This window comes from Streptomyces sp. P5F9 (assembly GCF_057961495.1).
The window spans coordinates 22,465-44,827 of the sequence record NZ_JBXVPZ010000009.1 but is presented as its reverse complement, the minus strand read 5'-3'; the positions used below and the strand labels follow the sequence as shown (position 1 = coordinate 44,827).

Annotated in this window: 23 protein-coding genes and 3 pseudogenes; 12 read left to right on the top strand and 14 right to left on the bottom strand. The window is 70.3% G+C overall.

The window, feature by feature from the left end; translation table 11 throughout:
• Nucleotides 1-86: 86 nt before the first annotated feature.
• Nucleotides 87-170: pseudogene (locus AC31A1_RS03315) on the top strand (ANTAR domain-containing protein); the annotation flags it as partial.
• A gap of 166 nt (nt 171-336) precedes the next feature.
• Here AC31A1_RS03315 and AC31A1_RS03310 read toward each other — a convergent pair.
• The 3 genes from AC31A1_RS03310 to AC31A1_RS03300 all read right to left on the bottom strand — a co-directional run bounded on the left by AC31A1_RS03310 (nt 337) and on the right by AC31A1_RS03300 (nt 2,733).
• Nucleotides 337-1,365 (bottom strand): Ppx/GppA family phosphatase, encoded by a 1,029-nt coding sequence (locus tag AC31A1_RS03310; protein ID WP_489651722.1) that lies wholly within the window; start codon nt 1,363-1,365, stop codon nt 337-339.
• Nucleotides 1,366-1,435: 70 nt separating this feature from the next.
• Nucleotides 1,436-2,386, bottom strand: a complete 951-nt coding sequence (gene ligD, locus AC31A1_RS03305) for a non-homologous end-joining DNA ligase (RefSeq protein WP_489651721.1) — start codon at nt 2,384-2,386, stop codon at nt 1,436-1,438.
• Nucleotides 2,386-2,733 (bottom strand): DUF6479 family protein, encoded by a 348-nt coding sequence (locus AC31A1_RS03300; protein WP_489651720.1) that lies wholly within the window; start codon nt 2,731-2,733, stop codon nt 2,386-2,388. Before AC31A1_RS03300 ends, ligD begins: the two co-directional genes overlap by 1 nt.
• Nucleotides 2,734-2,877: 144 nt before the next feature.
• Here AC31A1_RS03300 and AC31A1_RS03295 point away from each other — a divergent pair, with 144 nt between their 5' ends.
• The 3 genes from AC31A1_RS03295 (at nt 2,878) to AC31A1_RS03285 (ending at nt 5,650) form a co-directional block, all read left to right on the top strand.
• A complete protein-coding gene (locus AC31A1_RS03295) occupies nt 2,878-3,462 on the top strand; it encodes a carboxymuconolactone decarboxylase family protein (protein ID WP_489651719.1) in 585 nt (194 codons plus the stop codon).
• Nucleotides 3,463-3,473: 11 nt separating this feature from the next.
• Nucleotides 3,474-4,340 (top strand): RNA polymerase sigma-70 factor, encoded by an 867-nt coding sequence (locus AC31A1_RS03290; RefSeq protein ID WP_489651742.1) that lies wholly within the window; start codon nt 3,474-3,476, stop codon nt 4,338-4,340.
• A gap of 317 nt (nt 4,341-4,657) precedes the next feature.
• Nucleotides 4,658-5,650, top strand: coding sequence for a helix-turn-helix domain-containing protein (locus AC31A1_RS03285; protein WP_489651718.1), 993 nt, complete (start codon nt 4,658-4,660; stop codon nt 5,648-5,650).
• A 24-nt stretch (nt 5,651-5,674) separates the two neighbouring features.
• Here AC31A1_RS03285 and AC31A1_RS03280 read toward each other — a convergent pair whose 3' ends face one another.
• From AC31A1_RS03280 to AC31A1_RS03270, 3 genes are read right to left on the bottom strand one after another with little or no spacing between them, the layout of a single operon-like run.
• A complete protein-coding gene (locus AC31A1_RS03280; protein WP_489651717.1) occupies nt 5,675-6,682 on the bottom strand; it encodes an ABC transporter substrate-binding protein in 1,008 nt (335 codons plus the stop codon).
• A gap of 16 nt (nt 6,683-6,698) precedes the next feature.
• Complete coding sequence (locus AC31A1_RS03275) at nt 6,699-7,466, bottom strand: ABC transporter ATP-binding protein (RefSeq protein ID WP_489651716.1); 768 nt, start codon at nt 7,464-7,466, stop codon at nt 6,699-6,701.
• Nucleotides 7,466-8,557 (bottom strand): FecCD family ABC transporter permease, encoded by a 1,092-nt coding sequence (locus AC31A1_RS03270; RefSeq protein ID WP_489651715.1) that lies wholly within the window; start codon nt 8,555-8,557, stop codon nt 7,466-7,468. The genes AC31A1_RS03275 and AC31A1_RS03270 overlap by 1 nt, the downstream gene beginning before the upstream one ends.
• Before the next feature lie 478 nt (nt 8,558-9,035).
• On the opposite strand from AC31A1_RS03270, the gene AC31A1_RS03265 reads away from it, so the two are divergent.
• Nucleotides 9,036-9,581: a hypothetical protein gene (locus tag AC31A1_RS03265; RefSeq protein ID WP_489651714.1), complete on the top strand. Its 546-nt coding sequence runs from the start codon at nt 9,036-9,038 to the stop codon at nt 9,579-9,581.
• Between the two features lie 19 nt (nt 9,582-9,600).
• On the opposite strand, the gene AC31A1_RS03260 is transcribed toward AC31A1_RS03265, so the two are convergent.
• From AC31A1_RS03260 to AC31A1_RS03250, 3 genes are all read right to left on the bottom strand, one after another.
• Nucleotides 9,601-10,503, bottom strand: a complete 903-nt coding sequence (locus tag AC31A1_RS03260) for a helix-turn-helix transcriptional regulator (RefSeq protein ID WP_489651713.1) — start codon at nt 10,501-10,503, stop codon at nt 9,601-9,603.
• A gap of 109 nt (nt 10,504-10,612) precedes the next feature.
• Entirely contained in the window at nt 10,613-11,557 is a 945-nt protein-coding gene (locus AC31A1_RS03255) for an alpha/beta hydrolase (RefSeq protein ID WP_489651712.1), read from the bottom strand.
• Between the two features lie 52 nt (nt 11,558-11,609).
• Nucleotides 11,610-12,077 carry a cupin domain-containing protein gene (locus AC31A1_RS03250; protein WP_366492747.1) on the bottom strand — a complete coding sequence of 156 codons (468 nt, stop codon included), beginning with the start codon at nt 12,075-12,077 and terminating at the stop codon, nt 11,610-11,612.
• 187 nt (nt 12,078-12,264) lie between these two features.
• Between AC31A1_RS03250 and AC31A1_RS03245 the strand changes: the two genes are divergently transcribed.
• Nucleotides 12,265-12,927, top strand: coding sequence for a TMEM175 family protein (locus tag AC31A1_RS03245; protein ID WP_489651711.1), 663 nt, complete (start codon nt 12,265-12,267; stop codon nt 12,925-12,927).
• 60 nt (nt 12,928-12,987) lie between these two features.
• Here AC31A1_RS03245 and AC31A1_RS03240 read toward each other — a convergent pair whose 3' ends face one another.
• The 3 genes from AC31A1_RS03240 to AC31A1_RS03230 all read right to left on the bottom strand — a co-directional run bounded on the left by AC31A1_RS03240 (nt 12,988) and on the right by AC31A1_RS03230 (nt 15,035).
• Nucleotides 12,988-13,767 carry an alpha/beta hydrolase gene (locus AC31A1_RS03240; protein ID WP_489651710.1) on the bottom strand — a complete coding sequence of 260 codons (780 nt, stop codon included), beginning with the start codon at nt 13,765-13,767 and terminating at the stop codon, nt 12,988-12,990.
• A 2-nt stretch (nt 13,768-13,769) separates the two neighbouring features.
• Nucleotides 13,770-14,102, bottom strand: a complete 333-nt coding sequence (locus AC31A1_RS03235; RefSeq protein ID WP_489651709.1) for an SDR family NAD(P)-dependent oxidoreductase — start codon at nt 14,100-14,102, stop codon at nt 13,770-13,772.
• Nucleotides 14,103-14,372: 270 nt separating this feature from the next.
• On the bottom strand, nt 14,373-15,035 hold the full coding sequence (locus AC31A1_RS03230) for a ScbR family autoregulator-binding transcription factor (RefSeq protein ID WP_489651708.1): 663 nt from the start codon (nt 15,033-15,035) through the stop codon (nt 14,373-14,375).
• Nucleotides 15,036-15,216: 181 nt separating this feature from the next.
• On the opposite strand from AC31A1_RS03230, the gene AC31A1_RS03225 reads away from it, so the two are divergent.
• From AC31A1_RS03225 to AC31A1_RS03205, 5 genes and pseudogenes are all read left to right on the top strand, one after another.
• Nucleotides 15,217-16,098 (top strand): ScbA/BarX family gamma-butyrolactone biosynthesis protein, encoded by an 882-nt coding sequence (locus AC31A1_RS03225; protein ID WP_489651707.1) that lies wholly within the window; start codon nt 15,217-15,219, stop codon nt 16,096-16,098.
• Between the two features lie 247 nt (nt 16,099-16,345).
• Nucleotides 16,346-16,738, top strand: coding sequence for a hypothetical protein (locus AC31A1_RS03220; protein WP_489651706.1), 393 nt, complete (start codon nt 16,346-16,348; stop codon nt 16,736-16,738).
• 420 nt (nt 16,739-17,158) lie between these two features.
• On the top strand, nt 17,159-17,671 hold the full coding sequence (locus tag AC31A1_RS03215; RefSeq protein WP_489651705.1) for a hypothetical protein: 513 nt from the start codon (nt 17,159-17,161) through the stop codon (nt 17,669-17,671).
• Nucleotides 17,672-17,861: 190 nt separating this feature from the next.
• Nucleotides 17,862-18,503, top strand: a pseudogene (locus AC31A1_RS03210) (ATP-binding cassette domain-containing protein); the annotation flags it as partial.
• Nucleotides 18,504-18,759: 256 nt separating this feature from the next.
• On the top strand, nt 18,760-19,782 hold the full coding sequence (locus AC31A1_RS03205; protein ID WP_033280953.1) for a DNA-directed RNA polymerase subunit alpha: 1,023 nt from the start codon (nt 18,760-18,762) through the stop codon (nt 19,780-19,782).
• A 135-nt stretch (nt 19,783-19,917) separates the two neighbouring features.
• On the opposite strand, the gene AC31A1_RS03200 is transcribed toward AC31A1_RS03205, so the two are convergent.
• Both AC31A1_RS03200 and AC31A1_RS03195 read right to left on the bottom strand, forming a co-directional pair.
• Complete coding sequence (locus tag AC31A1_RS03200) at nt 19,918-20,493, bottom strand: hypothetical protein (RefSeq protein ID WP_489651741.1); 576 nt, start codon at nt 20,491-20,493, stop codon at nt 19,918-19,920.
• A gap of 127 nt (nt 20,494-20,620) precedes the next feature.
• Entirely contained in the window at nt 20,621-21,193 is a 573-nt protein-coding gene (locus tag AC31A1_RS03195) for an RICIN domain-containing protein (RefSeq protein ID WP_489651704.1), read from the bottom strand.
• A gap of 724 nt (nt 21,194-21,917) precedes the next feature.
• Here AC31A1_RS03195 and AC31A1_RS03190 point away from each other — a divergent pair.
• A pseudogene (locus AC31A1_RS03190) lies at nt 21,918-22,319 on the top strand (carbohydrate binding domain-containing protein); the annotation flags it as partial.
• Between the last annotated feature and the right edge of the window lie 44 nt (nt 22,320-22,363).

The window sequence follows — 22,363 nt, the reverse complement described above, 5'->3', positions numbered from 1 at the left end:
CCACGACGCACGACCTGACGGAGGAGAACGGCGTGTCCGACGAGGCCGAGGAGCTGCGCACCGAAGTCGTGCAGCTCAAGCGCGCGATGCTGACCCGGCCGGTCATCGACCTGGCCCGCGGCGTCCTGATGGCCTCCTTCGGTCTCAGCCGCGAGGACGCCTGGAGCGTCCTGGTCGACGTCTCCCAGCGCTCGAACACCAAACTCCATCAACTGGCCGAAGAACTCGTCGACTCGGTGAACGGAGCGCCGCTGCCCGAGCCTCTGCAACAGCGGATCTCGACGGCGGTCGCCGAGATCTCACGCCCGGCGCAGGACGGCGCGGCGCGGACGTCGCCTATCCGCCGGCGGGTCTCGGCTTCGGCACCGGTGCGATCCGCAGGGCGACCGCTCCAGCCGCCTCGGTGTCGTCGCTGCGCCGCGTCATCTCCGTCCACCAGGCCCCGCCGTCCTCGATGTACCGCAGCAGCACTCCTTCACGGATGCCCCAGGGGCAGACGGTGACGGTCTTGATGCCGGTGAGCTTCATGACCGTGTGCCCGACCACGGCTCCGGCCAGGCTCTGCGCGGCCCGCGGTGCCGACACGCCGGGGAGCAGGGCCCGGTCGGCAGCGGCGAGGGCGGCCAGCCGGTCGAGGCCCACGCGCAGGTCCGCCCGCGCCAACCGCCGTTCCACAAAGGGACCTTGGCGTCCGGGAGCGGCGCCGCAGAGCCGGGCCAGCTGTTGAAAGGTGCGGGACGTGACGACGGTGGTGCGGGGCCCTTCCCAGCGGATCCGTGCGGCCACGTCGCGCAGTTGGTGCCGTACCTCGCGACGCAGCGCCTTGACCGCACGCTCGGGCGGCGGGTCCTGGCCGTAGAGGAAGTCCCGGGTCAGCCGGCCTGCGCCGAGCGGCAGGGACGCGACGAAGTCGGGCAACCGGCCGCGGCCGAAGGCGACTTCGAAGGAACCGCCGCCGATGTCGAACAGGGCGAGCGGTCCGGCGCGCCAGCCCATCCAGCGGCGGGCGCCGAGGAAGGTCAGCTCGCCCTCGACCTCTCCCGGCAGCGTGCAGAGCCGTACGCCGGTCTCGGCGCGCACCGCGCGGAGAACGTCGAGCCGGTTCGGCGCGCCCCGAACCACCGCCGTGGCAAAGGCGAGTGGGCCTGCCGCGCCCCAACTGCGGGCGGTGTCCGCGGCGGCCGACACCGCCTTCACGAGGTGGCGTACGGAGTCCTCGGGGATCTCCCCGTACGGCTGGCCGACGCGCTCGGAGAGCCGTAGCTTCCACTTGGCCGTGTGCACGGGCAGCGGCACGCCGTCCTCCAGGTCGGCCACCACAAGCCGCACCGTGTTCGAACCCACGTCCACCACACTCATTCGCATGAACCGGTGAGTACCCACAGGCCGATCCGTCAGTCGTCCTGGTTGATCTTCGTTGCGAGGCGTTGGTCACTCAGCCGCGCAGGTCGTCGAGCCGTCGTCCGGCCGGGGCGAGGGAGCGTCCCCGACCCGTCAGTCCCGCCCAGGGGTTGGTGCGGGCCTGGTCCACGGCGTCCGTGATGGTCCAGCGGCGGGCGCCGAGGTCCGGGTCGTCGAGTTGGTCCCAGCTGACGGGCACGGCGACCGGGGCTCCGGGTTTCGCGCGGACGGCGTAGGGGGCGACAGCGGTCTGCGCGTAGCCGTTGCGCTGCACGTCGAGGTAGAGGCGGTCGCCGCGGTCCTTCTTGCGTGCGGCGGTGGTGAGTTGGCCGGGGTGCGCCTCGGCGAGGTGGTCGGCGACATCCTTGGCGAAGGCGCGTACCGCGTCGAAGTCCTGCTGTCCGTCGAGGGGCACGACCAGGTGCAGACCGCGTGAGCCGGTGGTCATCGGCGCGGACGGCAGCCGTAGTTCGTCGAGCAACTCCCGCAGGAGCAGGGCGGCTTGGCGTACGGCGGCGAAGTCGTCCCCGTCGCCTCCGTCCGACGGGTCGAGGTCGAAGACCAGGCGGTCGGGCCGGTGGAGCCGGCCGGCCCGGGACAGCCAGCGGTGCGGGGTGAGGCAGGCCTGGTCGGCCAGATACACGAGCGTGGCGGTGTCGTCGCAGACGAGGTGCGTGACCGTGCCGCCCTCCTTGGTCACCTCGACGCGTCTGATCCAGTCCGGGTAGTGCGCCGGGATGTTCTTCTGCATGAACCGGGGGCCGTCGACGCCGTCCGGGTGCCGTTCCAGCATCAGCGGGCGTCCGCGCAGGTGCGGCAGTATGAAGGGGGCGACGGCCCGGTAGTACGCGACGAGGTCGCCCTTCGTGTACTCCTTGCCGTTCCCGTCAGCGGGGAACAGCACCTTGTCGGGCCGGTGGACCGCGAGGCTGCGGCGGCCCGCCCGTACGGTCCGGGTGTCGCCCGTGGTGCGGATGCCGGCCATCAGGAACCGCCGGGCCCCTCGTTCCAGCGCGGACGCTCCTGGTTCTCGCTGCGCCGGCTTCCGGAGTGGTGGAGGTCGTGCGGCAGGAGCCGCTCGCCGTCGGGGGCGCGCGGCACCTCGTCCGGCTCCCGATGTTCCAGGATCTCGCCGACGGCACCGGATTCCGGCAGCCGGGGCTGCTCGTCCGGCCGCGGCGGCGCCGGTTCCCGCTGCCGCACGTTGATGCCCCATCGGACGGCCCACACCAGCAGCGCGACGATGACGAGTCCACCGGCGAAGGCCACCACCAGGCCCATGGCGGCGCCGGACGCGGCGAGGTCCACGTGTTCGTTCTCGGAGATCATCATGACGGCCGAGTACCCGCGCGCGAAGCGGCCAAGCACGGTGGCCGACCCGGAGCCCCCTGGTCCCGGTGTCACATCCGCGGGCCGGCCGGTGTCTTGATGTCGAACCGCCACCGGCACACGTACACCACATGCAGGGAGAACACCGTGACGCTTCGCGTTCCGAAGGCCGAGCTTCCCGCCGGGCTCCGCGAGAACATGATCAAGCAGCTCGGGGCCGTGCCCGAGCCCGTCGAAGTGCTGTGGAACCAGCCCCGACTCGCCGAGGCGAACCAGGAGTTCGCGGCGAAGGTGAGCACGTGGGACGCGGCCGACGCGGGTCTCAAGACGTTCGCGCACATGGCCGTCGCGGCCCAGGTCGGCTGCAGCTGGTGCCTCGACGTCAACTACTTCCACGCTTTGAACCAAAACCTGGACCTGGCCAAGGCGAGCCAGGTGCCACGCTGGCGGCAGTCGGAGGTGTTCACTCCGCTGGAGCGGGACGTGCTCGCGTACGCGGAGGCCATGACGAACACACCGCCGACCGTCACCGACGAGTTGTCCAAGAGCCTGCTCGACCGGCTCGGCCCGGCCGCGCTCGTCGAACTCACCGTGTTCATCGGCTTCGCCAACATGGCGGCCAGGTGCAACACGGCGCACGGGATCACCTCGCAGGGATACTCGGACGCGTGCGGGATTCCGCCGGCCTCCCGGGCGGGGCACGCCGGCGCCGACGCAGCGTCGACGGCATGACGGCCGACGGCGTGACCGGGGACCCGTTCGTCGCCCACCGCGGCCTCCTGTTCACGGTCGCCTACGAGATGCTCGGGTCGGCGGCCGACGCGGAGGACGTGCTGCAGGAGTCCTGGCTGCGGTGGGCCGACGGTGACCGGTCGCAGGTGCGGGACCCGCGGTCGTACCTGATCCGGCTTGTCACCCGGCAGGCGCTCAACCGGCTGCGCACGGTGTCGCGCCGCCGCGAGGAGTACGTGGGCGAGTGGCTGCCGGAACCCTTGCTGACCAGTCCCGATGTCGCCGAGGACGTCGAGCTCGCGGAGAGCGTCTCGATCGCGATGCTGACCGTGCTGGAGACGCTCGGACCCACCGAGCGGGCGGTGTTCGTGCTGCGCGAGGTCTTCGAGCTGCCGTACGGCGAGATCGCCGAGGTCATCGGGAAGTCCGCGGCCGCGGTGCGGCAGGTCGCGCGGCGGGCGCGGGAGCACGTGGCGGCCCGGCGGCCGCGGGTACGGGTGAGCCGGTCGGAGCAACAGGCCGTGGTGGAACGGTTCTTGGGCGCCTTGCGGACCGGGCAGTTGCAGGAGCTGATGGAGGTGATGGCACCGGACGTGGTGCTGGTGACCGACGGTGGCGGGGTGGTCCCCGCCGCGCTCGCCCCGATCCACGGCGTCGAGCTGGTGGCGCCGATCCTCGCCCGCGCGCACGCGTTGGTGGCCGCCTTCGACACCACGCCCGTGTGGCTCAACGGTGAACCGGGGGGCCGGATCGAGTTCGACGGCGAACCGTCCGCGATCAGTGTCGTGGTGGAGGACGGCCGGGTCACCCGGATCTACGTGGTGCGCAACCCGCGGAAGCTGACGCAGTTGGACGAGCCGACCGAACTCGTCAGGTGAGACCGCCGCCGATCTGAACTTCCCTCTGTGCAGGTCGAGTTGAGGCACTAGGGCACTACGCTCGACTCGACTGTACGCATCGTGTGCGCAGCCGGAAACACTGCGTGTCGGCGGGGCGGCGGCGGTCTGCGGGGGCCTGCTGCTGGGGCGTACGGGCGGTGACGGGGGTTCCGCGTCACCGCCGGCGCCGTCGTCCGGGACGTCCCGGAGCAGTACCGCCGACCTGCGGCCCACGGAGTCGGCCACCCCTGGGACGGATCCGAGCAGGGCCCAACCCCCTTGACTCTCAGGTCACTTGAGATCCCATAGTGCTGGGTGTGAACGAACGGCAGCTCTACTCCATCGGGGACGTCGCCCGCCGCACCGGCCTGAGCGTGAGCGCGATCAGGTTCTACGCCGACGAGGGCGTCGTCACGCCGACCGGTCTCACCGAGGGCGGCTTCCGGCGGTACGACGTGCACGCCATCGCCCGGCTCGAACTCGTGCGCACTCTGCGCGACTTGGGCGCCGGCCTGGACGGCATCCGCCGGGTACTGGCCGAGGAGACCAGCCTGCACGACCTTGCCGTCACGCATCTGCGGTTGGTCGAGGACCAGTTGAGGCAGTTCCGGGCGCGTCGTGCCGTGCTGCGGTCCATCACGCGGCAGCACACCACAGCGGAACAGGTGAGCCTGATGCACAAGCTCGTGTCGATGTCCGACGACGACCGTGACCGGCTCATCGACCAGTTCTGGGACTTCGTGACCGACGGCCTGGACGTCCACCCCAGCTATGTCGAGGGACTGCACGGCTTGCGGCCGCATCTGCCCGAGGAGCCGTCCACCGAGCAGTTGGAGGCCTGGATCGAGCTCGCCGAGGTCGTGCGGGACGAGGAGTTCCGCACGGCGCTCCGGGACTTCTTCCACCGCACTTTCAGCACCCCGCAGGGCACGTTGATGGCCTCACCGGAGATGACGGCCCGTGTCGAGCGGCACCGGAAGCTCCTCCTGGAGGCACGGGCCGCCCAGGAAGCCGGTACGCCGGCGGAATCGCCGCGGGCCCGGGAGCTCGCCGAGCGGGTGGCCGCCGGCAACGCCGAGATGGTCGCCGCCATGACAGGGGACCACGACATCGACAAGGCCCGGCGCGGCATCGTCGAGTTCGACCCCAACGGCAAGGCGGCACAGCGGCTGGCGAAGGCGACCGGTCTCAGGCTGCTGACCAGGTACCAGTCCCTGGCGGCAACGGTCAACGGCACGCCCAAGCCGGACCCGGACCGGGCGGCGGCCGTCCGGGAGTGGATGGCCACCGCCCTGCGCCAGGCGCCTTGACCCGCAGGGGCCCTGGCACTCTCCCTAGTCGGTGGCCTTCGCCGCGGCCACCGTCCGCAGATACGCGCCGAGTCGGGCGATGGCCGACGGGTTGCGGGGGCTTTCGACGAGGTCGACGTAGTCGAGGGCGAAGATCCGGTGGTGCTTGACGGCGGAGACGTTGCGCAGCGGGGCGTAGGAGAGGAGGAACTTCTTCTTCTGTTCAGCGCTCACGTCACCGTAGTCGCAGATGACGATGACGTCGGGGTCGCGCTGCACGACGCTCTCCCAACCGACCGTGGTCCAGGAGTCGTTGACGTCGTGCATGACGTTGGTGCCGCCGGCCTCGCTGATGATCTGGTCGGGGGCGGCGTAGCGGCCGGAGGTGAACGGGGCGTCCTGGCCGCTGTCGTAGAGGAAGACCTTGGGGCTCTTCGCCGGGGCCTTGGTGTGCACGGCGGCGATCTGCTTCTTGAAGTCGGCGATCAGGGTGGCCGCGCGCTTCTCGACGCCGAAGAGTTTTCCGAGGTTGGTGAGGTCCGCGTAGAGGGCGCTCAAGGGCGGCATGATGCCGCGTGAGATGTCGGTGCGGCCGTTGCGGCAGGACTCGGTGAGGACGTACGAGGGGATGCCGAGCTTCTTCAGGGCGTCGGGGGTGAAGCCGCTGTCGTCGCGGAAGCCGTAGTTCCAGCCGGCGAAGACGAGATCGGCGCGGGCGTCGAGGACGTTCTCCTTGGTGAGTTGGTCCCTGGACAGCCACTTCACCTTCTTGTAGCCGTCCTTCCAGGGGACGTCGGTCAGGTCACCCTTGTCGTCGGGCATGGCGAACCCGGCCATGCGGTTCTCCAGACCGAGGGCGAACATCAGCTCCGTGATGCCGACGTCATTGGTGACGACCCGCTCGGGGACCGTCTTGTAGGTCACCTTCTGGCCGCAGTTGGTGAGGGTGACGGCGGAGGACATGGCGTTCCGCGGCGTGGGCTCGACTGTGGCGCCGCACCCGGCGGTGACGGTCGCGGCGAGGCAGAGGGCGGCTGCAAGCAGCTTGCGCATGGGGGGGAGTTGTCCTTTACACAGCGGGCGGGAGCAGGTCGAACAGGAGCTGGACGGCGCCGGTCTCCGGGTGCCGTACGGGGTGCGCGCGGACCCCGAACACCTCGGCGAGCAGGGCGGGTTGGAGGACCTCGTGCGGCGCGCCGGAGGCGACGATCCGGCCGTTCGCGATCACGTACAGCAGGTCGCAGTGGGCGGCGGCGAGGTTGAGGTCGTGCAGGGCCGCCAGCACGGTCAGGCCGCTGCCGCGGACCAGCGAGAGCACGTCCAACTGGTGCGCGATGTCGAGGTGGTTGGTGGGTTCGTCGAGGACCAGGACGCGGGGGCGTTGGGCGAGAGCGCGGGCGATCAGGACGCGTTGCCTCTCGCCGCCGGAAAGGGCGAGGAACCCGCGGTCGGCGAGGTGGGCGACACCGGTGCGTTCCATGGCTCCGGCGCAGATCTCCCGGTCCGAGGCGGCAGTCCGGTCCCGGTGGGGCAGTCGGCCCATGGCGACCACTTCGGCCACGGTGAAGTCGAACTCGGCCGACGACTCCTGCGGCAGCGCGGCCAACTGCCGTGCGGCGGCGCGTGGTTCCATGGCGTGGACGTCGCCGCCGTCGAGCCGGACCACGCCGTCGGCCGGTCGCAGCGCCCGGTAAACGCACCGCAACAGGGTCGATTTCCCACTGCCGTTGGGGCCCACGAGCCCGACGAAGGCTCCGCTGTCCACGACCAGCCGGATGTCCTCCACCAGCCGCACCGCGCCCGCGTCGACCGACAGCCCCTCGATGTCGAGCCTCATCAACGCCCCCCGAACCCATAGCCACCGCGCCGCATGAGCAACAGGAAGGCGGGCACTCCCACGACCGCGGTGATCACGCCGACCGGCAGTTCGGCGGGCGCCAGAAGCAGCCGGGACAGTACGTCCGCCCACACCAGGAGCACCGCTCCGGCGAGCGGAGCGACCGCGAGGACCTTGCGGTGATCGGCGCCGACGAGCATCCGTACGAGGTGCGGCACCATCAGTCCGACGAAGCCGATGGCTCCGCTGACGGCGACGACCGTGCCCGTCACGGCGGCGGTCACGAGGAACAACTCCCGGCGCAGCCCGGCGGGTTGGACGCCGAGCGCGGCGGAGGTCTCGTCCCCTGTCGCGAGCGCGTTGAGCGACTCCGCGCGCCATCGCAGCCACGCCCAGCCGGCCGCCACGGTGACGGCGGCCACCGGCACCTGTGCCCAGGTCGCCCCGCCGAGGCTCCCCAGCAGCCACATCATCGCCGAGCGGGCCGCCTCGCCCCGGGCCGCGCCGAACACCATCACGGTGGTGACGGCTTCGAAGCCGTACGCCAGCGCGGTCCCCGTCAGGATCAGCCGCAGCGGGGTGAGACCGTGCGGCGAGCGGGCCACGGCGTAGACGAGGACCATGGCCGCGAGTGCCGAGGCGAAGGCCGACGCCGACAGCGCCCACACTCCCAGCCACGCGAACGCGCCCAGCAGGATGACGGCGTTGGCGCCGACCGCCGCGCCCGAGGAGATGCCGAGCACGAACGGATCGGCGAGCGCGTTGCGGACCATGGCCTGTACGGCCACGCCGACGGCGGAGAGTCCGGCCCCGACGACGGCCGCGAGGACGACCCGTGGCAGCCGGATCTCCCAGACGATGGTGTAGGCGGCGGCGTCGCCGGCGTGCACGGTCCCGCCGGTGGCGCCGGCCCACAGGAACCGGAACATGTCCCCCGTGCCGATTCCGGCCGCGCCCAGACCGACGCCGCACACGACGGAGACACCGAGCAGGAGCAACAGCCCGAGCAGCAGAAGGGGTTGGGGTATGCGGCGGGGATCACGCCCTGGACTCTGGCCACGGCCGGAGCCGGTTCTGGGACGTCGGAGCACGATCGGCGGTCCTTCACCTGGGGCCGCCTGGTGAGCCTCGATCGAGGAGACAGCCCGGACGACCGTGCCGGCCGCTCGATCTCCTCTCGCAGTCCACGGCGAGCAGTCAACGGGTCGCACCACCCACGGGCGATCGGACTCGCGCGACGACCGGGGTCGCCACGCACACCGTTGCGGGTCAGCGCCGGATTCTCACCGGACTTCCCCCGCGGGAGGCCTGGGGAGCGTAACAAACGACGCGGACGAGTTGATCGGCGCCCGCGTCGCCTGGTCCGAGCGGGAGTACGCCCACACTTCCGCCCATCGGCCCGCGTTCTAGAGCGCACTGCACATGCCTTCGCCCGCCCACCGGAAGAATCCGGACTCCGCCACCACCCCGTAGCCGTGAAACCCGATAAACCCCCACCTCCGACCGCACCGGCCATCTACTGTACGAACACGTGGAGTTACCCACCGCAGTCACCCGAGGAGGAATCCTGTGTCATCGCCCTGCGACCCCGCGCACGCTCCCGTCGGTGATGTCGGTGCGGCGATCATGATGATCGACTCTCGGCTGAAGACCGTTCATGACGGGAAGAGTGCGACCGATCCCGAACAGCAGGCGTTGATGGACCAGTTCATCGCGACGCTGGGGGCCAAGGGGCTCAATGACATGCTGGACGGCACGTGCACGCTGATCTACATGTTCATGACGTGGCTGCGGAAGGCTCATGAGGAGCACGAGAAGGACGTCATCGAGTACGTGGTGCCCAGCCTCGTGGCCACGATGCGGATGATGCCCAGGAGCGTGCGCCCGGAAGCGATCCCGATGATGGCCGGGCTGGCCATCGCCGCGGGCACCGGGCTGAGCCCGAACCTGTGGCGTGCGCAGTACGGGGACTGGACCAAGGAGGAGATGACTCCGCTGGAGGCCACGGCCTTTCTGCTCGCGGAGCACATCAACCGCATCACCGACGACGAGGACTTCGCCACCCGCCTGATCACCGATGCCCTGTCCGTCGCGGACGGGGACCAAGAGGGCTGACGGACCGCTGCCTTCGTCCTCAACTCGCGGCGTCGCGGCCCGACATGGCGTGGGCCAGGCCCCGACCCGGCTCCGGACAGGTGGCACGCAGGGCGTCCAGCTTCTCCGCATCCGTCGTCCCGGCCGCCGCCGTGTACGTGACGATCCTGAGGTCGGTGCCCGCGGCCATCACGACGTCGAGGTCGAGGCCGATGTTCCCCACCCGGGGGTGCTCGACGGTCTTGCGGTCGCCGACGTTGGTGCGGGCTGTGCCGTTGGACCAGAGGCGGGCGAAGCGCGGGCTGTCGTGCAGCATGCGGTCGACGAAGGCGGCGAGCCGCGCGTCATGGGGATGGGCGGCCGCCGTCATCCGCAGGTCGGCGACGAGGTCCTCCTCCTCGACCTCGTCGCCCGCCCAGGACCGCACCGGCCAGGCCGCGATCGGTTCCCGCCGTCGACCATCGATGGACCGGAACATCCCGGCGACGAGGTTGAGTTCCCTCCAGCCGTACGTCCGGGGGTCACCGACCACCTCGTTCCACATCCCGTTCCAGCTGATGAGGGTCCAGTCGGCGGCGAACACCGCGGTGGGGTTGCCGGCCAGCTGCCCCACCAGCCGGTGCACCCTCGCGGGGACGTGACGGGACACGTTCCCGGCCGGGGGCGGTGCGAGGTGGGCGCAGCGGAACAGGTGGTCGCGCTCGGACGGTTCGAGGCGCAGCGCCCTGGCCAGTGCGGTGACGACCTGGGCCGAGGGGTTCCGGGCGCGGCCCTGTTCCAGCCGGACCACGTAGTCGACCGACAGACCGGCCAGCCGGGCCAGTTCCTCCCGGCGCAGGCCGGGAATGCGCCGGTCCCCGCCCGCCTCCAGCCCGCTGTCCTGCGGTGACACGCGCTCGCGCCACCCCCGCAGAGCGATGCCGAAGTGGTTCGTCGTAGCCATGGAACACATTGTTGTTCAACTGGCGCGCGGTACACGGACGTTCAACGTCCGGGCGGCGGAGTCTTTACTCTCCGCCGGCCCGCGCCGTCGTCCGTCGTCCGCCGTCCGCCTACGACGAGGCCCCGGTCGGCAATGCCTCGTCCGGCTTGCCTGCGTCGGCGCCGTCGGCCCACCGGGCCCGGATGAAGGCGCCGGCGGCGTCGAGCGCGGCGGCGCCCTCGTCGAGCATCGCGGCGAACGCCTGGAAGACGTGCGGGACTTCGGGCCAGACCTGGAGTTCTACGTGGACGTCGTGCTCGGCGGCGCGTGCGGCCAGCCGTACGGCGTCGTCCAGGAGGATCTCGTACGAGCCGACCTGGATGAACAGGGGCGCCAGGCCGGTCAGATCGGCGAAGACGGGGCTGACGTGCGGGGTGGTCGGGTCCGTGGTGCCGAGGTAGTCGCGGGCACGGATGCGCAGGCCTTCCGGGGTCAGTGAGGCGTCGACCGCCGCCTTGCTCACCGCGCTGTCGCCGGACACGGTCAGGTCTACCCACGGGGAGAAGACCGCGGCCGAGGAGGGCTGAGGCAGGCCCGCGTCCTTGACGGCGACCAGTGTCGCGGCGACGAGACCGCCGCCCGCGGACTCCCCGACGAAGGCGATGGCGGTACTGGGAATTCCGCCGTCGAGCAGGGCCCGGTACACGGCCAGGGCGTCGTCGACCGCCGCTGGGAAGGGGTGCTCGGGGGCCAGCCGGTAGTCGACGCAGACGGCGCGGGCACCGGTGCGCCGGGAGACCTCGGCGGCCAGACCCGCGGCGTCTGCCGCCGAGCCGATGACGTACGCGCCGCCGTGCAGATACAGCAGGACGCTCGCCGGGTCGTTCCCCGGCGTCTCGACGGTGACGACCGGTACGCCGCCCAGTTCGCCCTCGGTGGTGGAGACGTCGGGCGGCAACGGTATGGACGTCATCATGCCGTGGAAGAGGGCGCGCTGTTGGGCCACGTCCCCTCCGAGGTCGAGCGGGCCGTGCCGCAGCATCTCGTCGAGGGCCTGGCGCTGTTGCCGGGACATGGCTGAGCCTTTCTTGGTTCCGGTCGGTGCGGTGGAGCCGTGGAGCCGTGGGTCAGCGCGGCGGGCCGACGATGATCTGGCCGTACATGTCGGCGGCCTCGGCCATGATGTCCCGCGAGATCTCGAAGCCCTCGGGGCGCGGGGTCGTGAGGTCACGTCCCGCGTGCCGGAACATGCCCTCGATGCCACCGGGCGTGCAGATCATCAGCAGGTCGGCGGTGTCGGAGGTGATCCGGTAGCCGTGCGGCACGTTCCGCGGCAGGAAGACGATGCCGCCCTCCGACAGCTCCATCTCCTCATCGTCGCACCACAGCAGCGCACTCCCCTTGATGAGCATGAAGACCTCGTCCTCACGGGTGTGCTTGTGGTACGGCGGTGCCTCGCCCTTGGCGACGGAGAACCGTCCCACGGTCAGCTGTCCGCCGGTGGCCGCGGCGTCGAGGAGTACGGCGAACTCGCCGCCGTCGAGCCATTCGAGTCTCTGCTGCTGCTCGGGCTGTGCGAGGTAGGCCATGGTCATGCGGCTGTCCGTTCTGCGCGATCAGCTGTCTCCGGTCGGGGCCGTGCTCTGTCCGTCCGATGATCCTCTTCCGCACGCGCCGGCCGCCAGCCGTGCGGGTAGGACCAGCAGTACCACTCCCCCCGGCCCGGCCCTCGGTGCCAGGCGCGTCCGAGGGGCCCTTCGGCCTGTGGCATTCTCTGCTGCCATGGATGTCTCGACTGATCAAGAACTGCCGTCCGCGGACGAGGACATGGAGGTCCGCGCGGTCTCCGGCGAGCGCCTCACGTTCTTCGGGGACGCGGTGGTCGCCATCGCGCTCACACTGCTGGCTCTGGAACTTCCGGTACCGGAGGGAACGACCAACTCCGAGCTGTGGCACTCGGCCACGTCACACCGTGAGAGCTACCTGGCGTTCATGATCAGTTTCGTGGTGATCGCCGCGCACTGGCGCTCGCACCACCGGGTGTTCCGCCACGTCACGGCGACCAACAGCCGGTTGACGGCCCTCACCATGTACTGGCTGCTGATGCTGGTGGTCACCCCGTTCGCGACCGACGTGATCAGCGGCGAGGGAGGGTTCCAGGCGCGGTTCGTCTTCTACGCCGTCGTACAGTTCCTGGCCTGCCTCCTGTTCATACTGATGGTGCGCGAGGTCCCCCGCGACGGCCTCCAGCGCCCCGGCACCCCGCCCCAACTCTTCACCCGGGCCATCCGCCGCCTCGGCATGGTGGCACTGGGCTTCCTGATCTCGATCCCGGTCTCGCTCTTCACCCACTGGGCCTACCTCTGCTGGATCGTGGTGCCGCTCGCCGACTCGGTCGCCGACAGGCGCAGGAGCCGTTCCGGGCAGCGGGGCTCGGAGGATTGAGCCGAGAGCTCGCCGACGACATCGACGCCAGTGGTCGGGTGAGAGGTCGTCACCGGGTTCCTACGACACCGGCTTTCCGGCGGCGCTGTCCAGCTGCGCGGACAGGAACCCTCCGGCCCGGTCCAGCGCGACGGCCGCTTCGTCGAGGAGCGGCTGATACGCCTGGAGGACATGCGGGACCCGGGGGGTGACCTCCAGCGTGACCTCGACGTCCGCGCCGGCGGCCTGCTGGGCGAGGAGTACGGCGTCGTCGAGGAGGGCCTCGTGGGTGCCGACCTGGATGATCAGGGGCGGCAGGCCCGACAGGTCCGCGAAGACGGGGCTGATCAGGCCGAGAGCGGGATCCTGTCCCGCCGTGTAGTCGGTGACCCGGGGTTCGAGGAGATCCCGGCTGAGCAGCGGATCGGCCTCGCGCTTGGTCTCGATGCTCGCCCCGGCCAGGGTGAGGCCGACGTACGGCGACATGACGTAGGCCGCGGCGGGCAGCGGCAGTCCGCGGTCACGGGCGCTGACCAGGGTGGCGACGACGAGTCCGCCGCCCGCCGACTCCCCGGCGAGGACGATGTCCACGGGGCCGGTGCCGTCCTTCAGGAGGGCTTCGTAGGTCGCCAGGGCGTCGTCCACCGCCGCCGGGTACGGGTGCTCGGGGGCAAGCCGGTAGTCGACGGAGTAGACCTTGGCACTGGTCCGCCGGCCCACCTGTGAGGCCAGGCCTGCGGCGCTCGCGGCGTCGCCCAGAACGTACAAGCCGCCGTGGAAGTACAGGACGACGTGCCGGGGTTCGACTCCGTCGACCGTGATCGCGGCGACGGGGACACCGCCCAGCGTGGTCGACGTCATGGTCACGTCGGGGGCAAGGGCTGCGCCGACGTCAACTCACGGAGCGGCCGCCGCTGTTCGGTGACGTCACTGCCGACGGGGCGGAACGCGCCGAGGGTGTTCACCAGTGCCTCGGGAGGTCCGGACTCGGTGGCGATCCGGTCGATGGCGCTCCTGGCCACGGCCGGGTCGGTCGCGTCGCCCACCTCCTGGCGGGTGCTGTCGGGCAGTCGCTCCGGCGCCTTCTCCGTACGGTCGACCGCCGTCACGCCGAACCCGGCGTCCGCGAGTACCTGTGCCGTGGCAAGACCCAGGCCACCGCCCGCACCGACCACCACCGCCACACGCTCACTCATGAGACCGCCTCCTTGCCGGGCGTTGCCGAAGTCCCTGCACCCCAGGTTTGCCGTAGGGCAGGTGAGCGGTCCTGGGGGTAATGACGGGCGTGGTCCGGTCCGGACTGATCGGCTGCTGCGGCGTCTTGAAGTCACGCCGATTGAACCCGCGCCGATTGAACTCACACCGATTGAACTCACACCGACGGTAAGGGTGTTGAGCGGGCGGCCGTGCACTTCGGGAGCAGCATCGCCTCGGTCAGGCAACGCCCGGTCGGATCGCGCGCGCTCTCATTTCACACTCGGCGCAGGCCACCCCCGAGTAGCCCCCAACAACGTCCTCGCCCCCTCCAGGCACTTCGCCGGATCAACCGGCGCCGCCTGCAACCCCGGCAGCAGGATCATCCACAGGTCGCTCACCGCTTCCTCGATGTTGCGGCGGTCGTCCAGTGCGTCCGAGACGGTGTGCACCCCGAAGAAGCTGGAGACGAGGACGCGTGCGGCGCGCTCGGCGTCGACGCCGGGGGCGAGTTCCCCCGCCCGCCCGGCGGCGGCCAGCATGTGGGAGACCACGTCGATCCAGCCCACGAACGGCCGGGGCAGGGAGACGGGGATGGTTCTGCGCTCGTTCCAGAGCCTGTTGCCGGCGCGGACGATCACGTTGTCACGGAATTCCCGGGCCACGGCGAGGCTCAGACCCACCAACCGGTCGAGTACAGGACCCTCCTGGGATTCCCAACGCTCCACATATCGAGGCCATTCGGCGAAATGGGCTTCCAGGACACCCCGGGCCAGCCCTTCCTTGCTGCCGAAATGGAAATAGATCGCCCCGCTGGTGTACCCGCTCGTTCGCGCCACATCGCTGATGCTCGTACCGACGTACCCATGCTGTTCGAACAGCACCGCGGCCGTCGCCAGAACAGCCCGTCGGGTGACTTCCGCGCGTTCCTGCATATTCTCGGTCGTCCCTGTCCTGCGTGCCAGATCGTCTTTTCCGGTGAATCTAGCCGACAGGCAGCCATTTCCCGCACCGATGCCAGGGAACCATAGCTTCTATTATTTAATGACTGAATCACCTTCTCTCACACCTCCGGAAGCCGACGCGGAAGAGCTGACGCTGAGCTGGGACAGTTGCGTGTCCCGGACCCTCGTACACCGGAACGCGGTCGCCGAAGTCCTGCTCACCGACGCCCGAGCGCTGCCCGACGGCCGTTACCTCCTCGCCGCGCAGTGGCCACGCTCGTACGCCACATCCGGTTCCGGTTCCGGTTCCGATCCCGGTTCCGCCGAACGGCACGATCCGATGCTGGCCGCCGAGACCATCCGCCAGGTCGGCCTATACATCTGCCAGCGCTTCCTCGGCGTCCCGAGCACGAGCAAGCCCGTCATCAGAAGCGTCGGCTTCCAACTCGACAACGCCACAGAACCGGTCGTCGGCTACGGCGCCACCGACGTCCTGTGCCGGGCCGAGGTGCACGACGTACGCCGCGTCGATGACGTCCCCTGGCCGGTCGCGCTGAACGTACGGATCCAATTCTCCGCCGCCGGGCGGGAGTTCGGCTCGGCCTTCGGACGCGTCCGTGTCCTGTCGGAGGAGGAGTACGAGACGCTCCGCGGCCCGAACGCCACTGCCGGCCCCATTCCGGACAACGTGCACTCGCGCCCCTTGCCCACCGAGGTGTCGGTCCCTTCCCCCGGCGACGTGATGCTGGTCCGCGCCCCCTCCGGAACCTTGCTGGTAGCACCGGCCGACCTGCGCCATCCACGCTTCTTCGATCACCCGAGCGACCACGTACCTGGCATGGTCCTCCTGGAAGCGGCCCGCCAGGCGGCCTGCTTGTCAGGCGCCGCCCCAGGCCGACTGAACGGCTGCCACATGCAAGCCCTGCGCTTCACCGAATGGAACGCACCCGTCCATGTCGAGTGCGCGCCGGTCGAGGACGGCTGGGCCTTCCAGATCACACAGAACGGCGATACGACCGCGTCCGGCACGCTGTCGTTCGCGACGAAGGGGTAACTCACCCTCAGGGCCGCGACTTGACGTTCACTCTGCTCAACAGACCCGCGCCTCCTCACCCGCTGACGGCCCGCGATGGACGCCCGTTCGTTCGAAGGACGGGCGTCCATCGCGAACAGCACCTCCCACTCCGCCACGACTTGGGCAACAGTCGACTTACCGATGTCGAACGTCCCGCCGAATACCCAAGTGCCCGAACGGTGCCGGGCGCCTCTTCCTGCGGCAGTTTGAGGCCTTCGAGGCGGAGATGCCCGCACCGGAAACCAGCCGCATCGGCAGTCGCGTCAAGCGCGACATGCAGGTCCCCGGCAACCCCCAGACCACGTCAACAGCCGTCGCCACCACACTGGACACCCGGGCGCGCGAGATCACCCCGATCGATGACCCGCCGAATCGGCGCACCCAGGACCCGGACCACCCCTCACCGCCCCAACACCCTGAACCAGCCTGCCGTTTCCACCACGCGATCGCCGAGCGCGTTCGCAGGGCGAGGGCGGGTCGCACCACGCTGGTCGTCACCAACAGCCCCACGTGGTTGGCGCGTTGCGATCATGTCGTCCAGTGCCGGTTCAACAGCCGCGCAGTTCAAGGCTGTTGCATCGCGGACTGGTCCAACGTCCGCGAACCCCAAGACCAGTGAGCCGGTCGCCGATCCGACACCCCCACGCCCCGGATTGACTACACCGAACACCGATCCGACACCCGCACGACGAGGACGACTACACCGAGCGGCGGCCCATCTCTCGCGCCCGGCAGGTCCGTTGCTCCGAGCGCAGGTCTAACTCCCCCGCACCCCGACACCCCCAGGACCACAACCCGATGACCACCGCACCCGCCACCGCCCATCAGCCCCTCACCCCGGCGCCAGTACTGCCGGCGGCCACGGCTCGGCAGACGCGGGCCCGGCTTCGGGACGCGCTTCAGGGCCGGTGGCTCATGCTGTGGGCCGCCGTCGCAGCCCTCGGGATCGACAGCGCCCGCACGCTCGCCGGGCCTACGGCCATCGGCCGTTTCACCCGGGCCATCGCCGACCGACGGCCCCGTCGCGCTGGTCGGCCCGGTGCGGTTGCCGGCGGGGGCCGCCGCAGCCGGTGCCGTGACCGGTTGGTGCGCGGCCGTACTGCCGGGCGCGCTCGACCTGCCCGTGAACGTCGTCAAGGCCGGCGGCACCGGCGATCTAGTCTCCCGGGTCTCCGGTGACGTGGACCGGGAATCGCAGGTGGCGTCCGGAGCGCAGGGCGCCTCCGTCACGGCGGCGCTGACGATCGCCGCGAGCCTCGTCGGACTGGCCGCCCTGGACTGGCGGTTCGTGCTCCCGGCACACCTCGCGGTGCCGCTCCAGGCGTACGCCCTGAGCTGGTACCTGCGCACCTCGCACCCGCTCTACGCGGCGCGCCGTACCGCCGACGGACGCCGTGCCTCCGCGCTGCTGGGCGCGTACGCCGCGCTGCGCCTCGGCCTGAGCACGGTGTTGGTCCCGGCGTACGCCCTGGTGCACGCGGGGCCGGCCGACGTGTTTGCCGCGACCATGGCCGCGCTGTTCTTCGGGGGCTGTTCGACCCCGTCAACATGATGCTCGGCAGCTTCGACAGAGTGCAGGAGGCGGCGGCCGGCCTCGCCAGGGTCGTCGGCGTCACGCTCGGCGGACCCGCACCGGCCGAACGTCCGCGGGGCCCGATCAGCCGTCCAGGAACGGCACTTGTGGTGCATGAACGTCCACCACCGTTACGGCACCGGCCCCCGCGTACCGCACGGGGTCGGGCAAGTCCACGCTGGCGACCCTCATCGCGGGCCTGCGTCTCTCGTCCTCGGGACGGTTCACCCTCGGCGGCGCCGACACCGCCGACACCGCCGACCTCGCCGCCCCCACGCCGGACGGGCGGCGCCGGATCATGCTGGTGACCCGGGAACACCACCTGTTCCTCGGGACCCTCGCGGACAACCTCCGACTCGCCCGCCGTGACGACCCGGCGCCAGACCTGGCCACCGCGCTCGCCGCCGTAGGCGCATCGGGGTGGATCGACGCGGCCCCGGACGGCGTGGACAGCCCGGTCGGCACCGGTCGCGTCGGTGGCACCCCGCGCCGGGCACAGCAACTCGCCCTGGCTCGCGTCCTGTTGCTCGACCCCGAGGTGATCGTCATGGACGAGGCCACGGCGGAAGGCGGTAGCGACACCGCCCAGGCCCTCGACCGGGCGGCCCTCGCCGTGGCCGAGGGCCGTACCGCGGTCGTCGTCGCCCACCGCCTGTCCCAGGCGGCCACCGCCGATGTCGTGGTGGTGATGGACGACGGCAGGGTCATCGATCGGGGGCGCCCCGACGCACTGCGGCCCACAGACGGGCGTAGCCCTCCGGCACGCCCCCGCGCTGGTCGACGCGATCTTGGAGCCGCATATACTCCATGACCACGACATCAGCCGACCCTGACCTCACATCCCTGCCTGCCCGTCCCGCGCACCCGAGTGCTGGGGACATGGACAAGGCGGAAACGGTTGTGGGTGGAGGCGGCGGGCGGAAACAAACGGCCCAAAGTCTCCTCGCCGGGTCGGGGAGACGGGCGGTTCGGCCACGGCAGAGACCGTATCGCCCGTGCCGCCCCGTAGGCTTCGTGGTGTCTACGGCGTCACATAGCGGGCGCCAAACCACTGGAGGCAACACCGCATGCTGATCGCTCAGCGCCCCTCGTTGACCGAAGAGGTCGTCGACGAGTTCCGCTCCCGGTTCGTGATCGAGCCGCTGGAGCCGGGCTTCGGCTACACCCTCGGCAACTCCCTGCGCCGTACGCTCCTCTCCTCAATCCCCGGTGCGGCTGTCACGTCCATCCGTATCGACGGAGTGCTGCACGAGTTCACCACCGTGCCGGGCGTCAAGGAGGACGTCACCGACCTGATCCTCAACATCAAGCAGCTCGTCGTCAGCAGTGAGCAGGACGAGCCTGTCGTGATGTACCTGCGCAAGCAGGGTCCGGGTCTGGTCACCGCCGCCGACATCGCGCCCCCGGCCGGTGTCGAGGTGCACAACCCCGACCTCGTCCTCGCCACGCTCAACGGCAAGGGCAAGCTGGAGATGGAGCTGACCGTCGAGCGCGGCCGCGGCTACGTCTCCGCCGTGCAGAACAAGCAGGTGGGCCAGGAGATCGGCCGTATCCCGGTCGACTCCATCTACAGCCCGGTGCTCAAGGTCACGTACAAGGTCGAGGCGACCCGTGTCGAGCAGCGGACCGACTTCGACAAGCTCATCGTCGACGTCGAGACGAAGCAGGCCATGCGTCCCCGTGACGCCATGGCGTCCGCCGGCAAGACCCTGGTGGAGCTGTTCGGTCTCGCCCGCGAGCTGAACATCGACGCCGAGGGCATCGACATGGGCCCGTCCCCGACGGACGCCGCCCTTGCCGCCGACCTCGCCCTGCCGATCGAGGAGCTTGAGCTCACGGTCCGCTCCTACAACTGCCTCAAGCGCGAGGGCGTCCACTCGGTGGGTGAGCTTCTGGCTCGTTCCGAGGCCGACCTGATGGACATCCGCAACTTCGGTGCGAAGTCCATCGACGAGGTCAAGGAGAAGCTGGCCGGCATGGGCCTCGGCCTGAAGGACAGCCCGCCCGGACTGAACCTGTCCGCCGCTGCCGACACCTACGGTGCCGACGACGACGTGGACGCCGGTTTCGTGGAGACCGAGCAGTACTGATGCCGCGCTGCGCCGGCCTTGGTGACACTTCGCGGACGGGGACAGGACACCTCCACACTGTTCCCGGCCCGGAGAGAAACCTCGGCCGGCTCCGCGCCGGCGCACAGACCCTGGCGAGACTTTCGACAGTCCCGCTCAGGGCTCGGGGGTCCATTCCACGGGCGGTGGCGTACGGCTGTAGCGGGCTCCCCTGGTGCCGTAGTGAGCGAGATGGAGCGTCTCACCGTCGACCTGGAGTTCTGCCGGCGGCGGGTTGGGAACGGACATCCGCGGGTGGGCGTAGGGGTGGCCCTCGATGAAGAGCGGCTCCCGGTTGCTGTTGCAGCCGTCCGCCCAGCTCTGGGCCCGCTCGCGCGTCCACGGGTCCTGCAGGGTCCGCGGGGCGGACGGGTCGTGCCGGTAGCCGTTGAGGCTGCGGACGAGGGCCTCGCTGTAGACACCCTTGACCCGGAAGTTCTCCAGGTCCTCCGCGCGCACGACCATGTTGACGTACCGGCGGCCGTTCCCGCGGTGGCGGCCGACCGCGGGCCAGCGACCCCAGCCGGGGTCCCAGGGGACGGGCGGGATCCACAGCAGGGCACCTGTGCGGAAGTGCTTCGTGCCGTGCTGGATGTCGAGGCCGCCCTCGCCGTGTGCGGTCTCCCGCGCCACGTTGGCCACCAGGCACCAGCCCAACAGGCCGTCCGGTGTCTCTTCTTCGCTGGGTCCCATGTCCGCCACGCCGAGAATTTTCCGGCACGGGTCGGGGCACGGGCAAAGCCTTTGTCAGCTGGGCCCCCGAACCACCAAGGGGCCCTGCCGTTGTGCCGTGGCCGCCGACAGGCTCTTCAGCAACGACCTAGCTCACGGTCCACACCTGGGCCGCTGCCGGGTGTGCGTCGTCGCAACTCCATTGCATGAGCTGGCTGCCGGTACTGCTGACCGTGTCGAGGCACAGATTGGTACCCACGTGCCTGAATTTCGCGCCGACCTTCTGGTCGACGATCGCGGGGGTCTCCACCCACTGTTCCGACGCCAGTCCGTCGCAGAGGTATTCGTCGACGGCCTCTCCTGGAACGCTGGTGCCGTTGTTGACTTCGGCGCAGTACCCACTCGCCTGATTCACCAGGTAGTAGGTGTCCGCAGCACCGGTCGACACGAACGCCCAGTTCTGGGTGCTGGAGCCGTTGCAGTTGGCCAGCTGGAGTCTGACGTTGAGTACCCCGCCGGGCGCGTCCACGCATTGGGTGTAAGCCATGTTCTTGATCGTGTGATAGCTGCTCGCAGCCGCTGCGGCCGTGACGCGGGCGGATATGCCCGCCGTAGAGTCCGTGGTCGGCGTGGCGGCGCTTGCCCCCGTCGCCAACGTGACCATGCCCGCACAACTCACGAACGTCGCCGCCAGGACCGTGATCCTGTTTCGGATCTTCATCGTCGTGACTCCTCTGACTTGTCGACCGGAAACCCGATATCGCCTTGTTCGTGGACAGCGTGTTCCGCCGAAAGCACGGCGTCGCCCTGTGTTCCGCTCAGCGGACCGGCCACCGCTCAAGCGGGCTGATTCACCACGTACGAGCTGTGCGGTGCTGCCAGACCAAGGTGCCCTGGCGTCTGCGGTGCACCGGCTGAACCTCCGGCGCGGGCGTTGCGTATCCATTTCGCGAGGGACAGCCCCGGTCCCCGCCACGGGACGGAAGGAAAGCACCGTGCCCACACCACCCGCCTCCGGCTCACCGGACGACCACACCGCGCTGGAGCCCGTCCTCGTGGTGCGCCCGCGCAGCACCGACGCACTGGCCCAACTCCTCGACGAGATACGCCAGGACAAGGACTACCGCACCCACACGGCCGAGGCCGTACCCGTCCCGCACACCCCGACCGGCGGCGATACAGAGGAACTCCCGCCCGTCCGCGGCGGCACGACGGTGGAAGTCCCCGTACTCGACGACGGCGTCCGGCCACCGCGCTCCGCAGACCGCCCGCGCCTGGGGCCCGGACAGCGCCGGGCGGCCGTGACGATCGCGGTCGCCGCCGCCGCGGCCGTCGCCGGCTTCGGCTGCTCCCTCCTGATCCCCAGCGCTACCGAGGCCACCCCGGCCGCACCCCCGGCAAGCGCCTCAGCCACCCCGACATCGGCCGCCCCGAGCGCCGTCGGGGCATCCGACGTCCTGACCAACCCCGGCTTCGAGTCGGGCAACGTCTCGCCGTGGAACTGCGCCGGCAACCCGGGTTCGATCGTCGCCTCCCCCGTCCACACGGGCTCCAAAGCCCTTCAGGGCAGGGTGAGTTCGCGCGACACCGCACAGTGCGACCAGACCGTCGTGGTACGGCCGAACACCACCTACTCACTCAGTGGCTGGGTCCGGGGCTCCTATGTCTACCTGGGCGTGAACGGCGGCACCTCCACCTGGACCAATTCCCCCTCCGCCTACCGCCCTCTGACCGTCTCGTTCACCACCGGCGCGTCCCAGACCAGCGCGACCATCTACGTGCACGGCTGGTACGCGCAGGGCACGTACTACGCCGACGACATCACCCTGAGGGGGCCGAGCGGTGGCAGTCATACCTAAAGGGTGTTGCAGAAGGCCGTGAACTGGGCAGT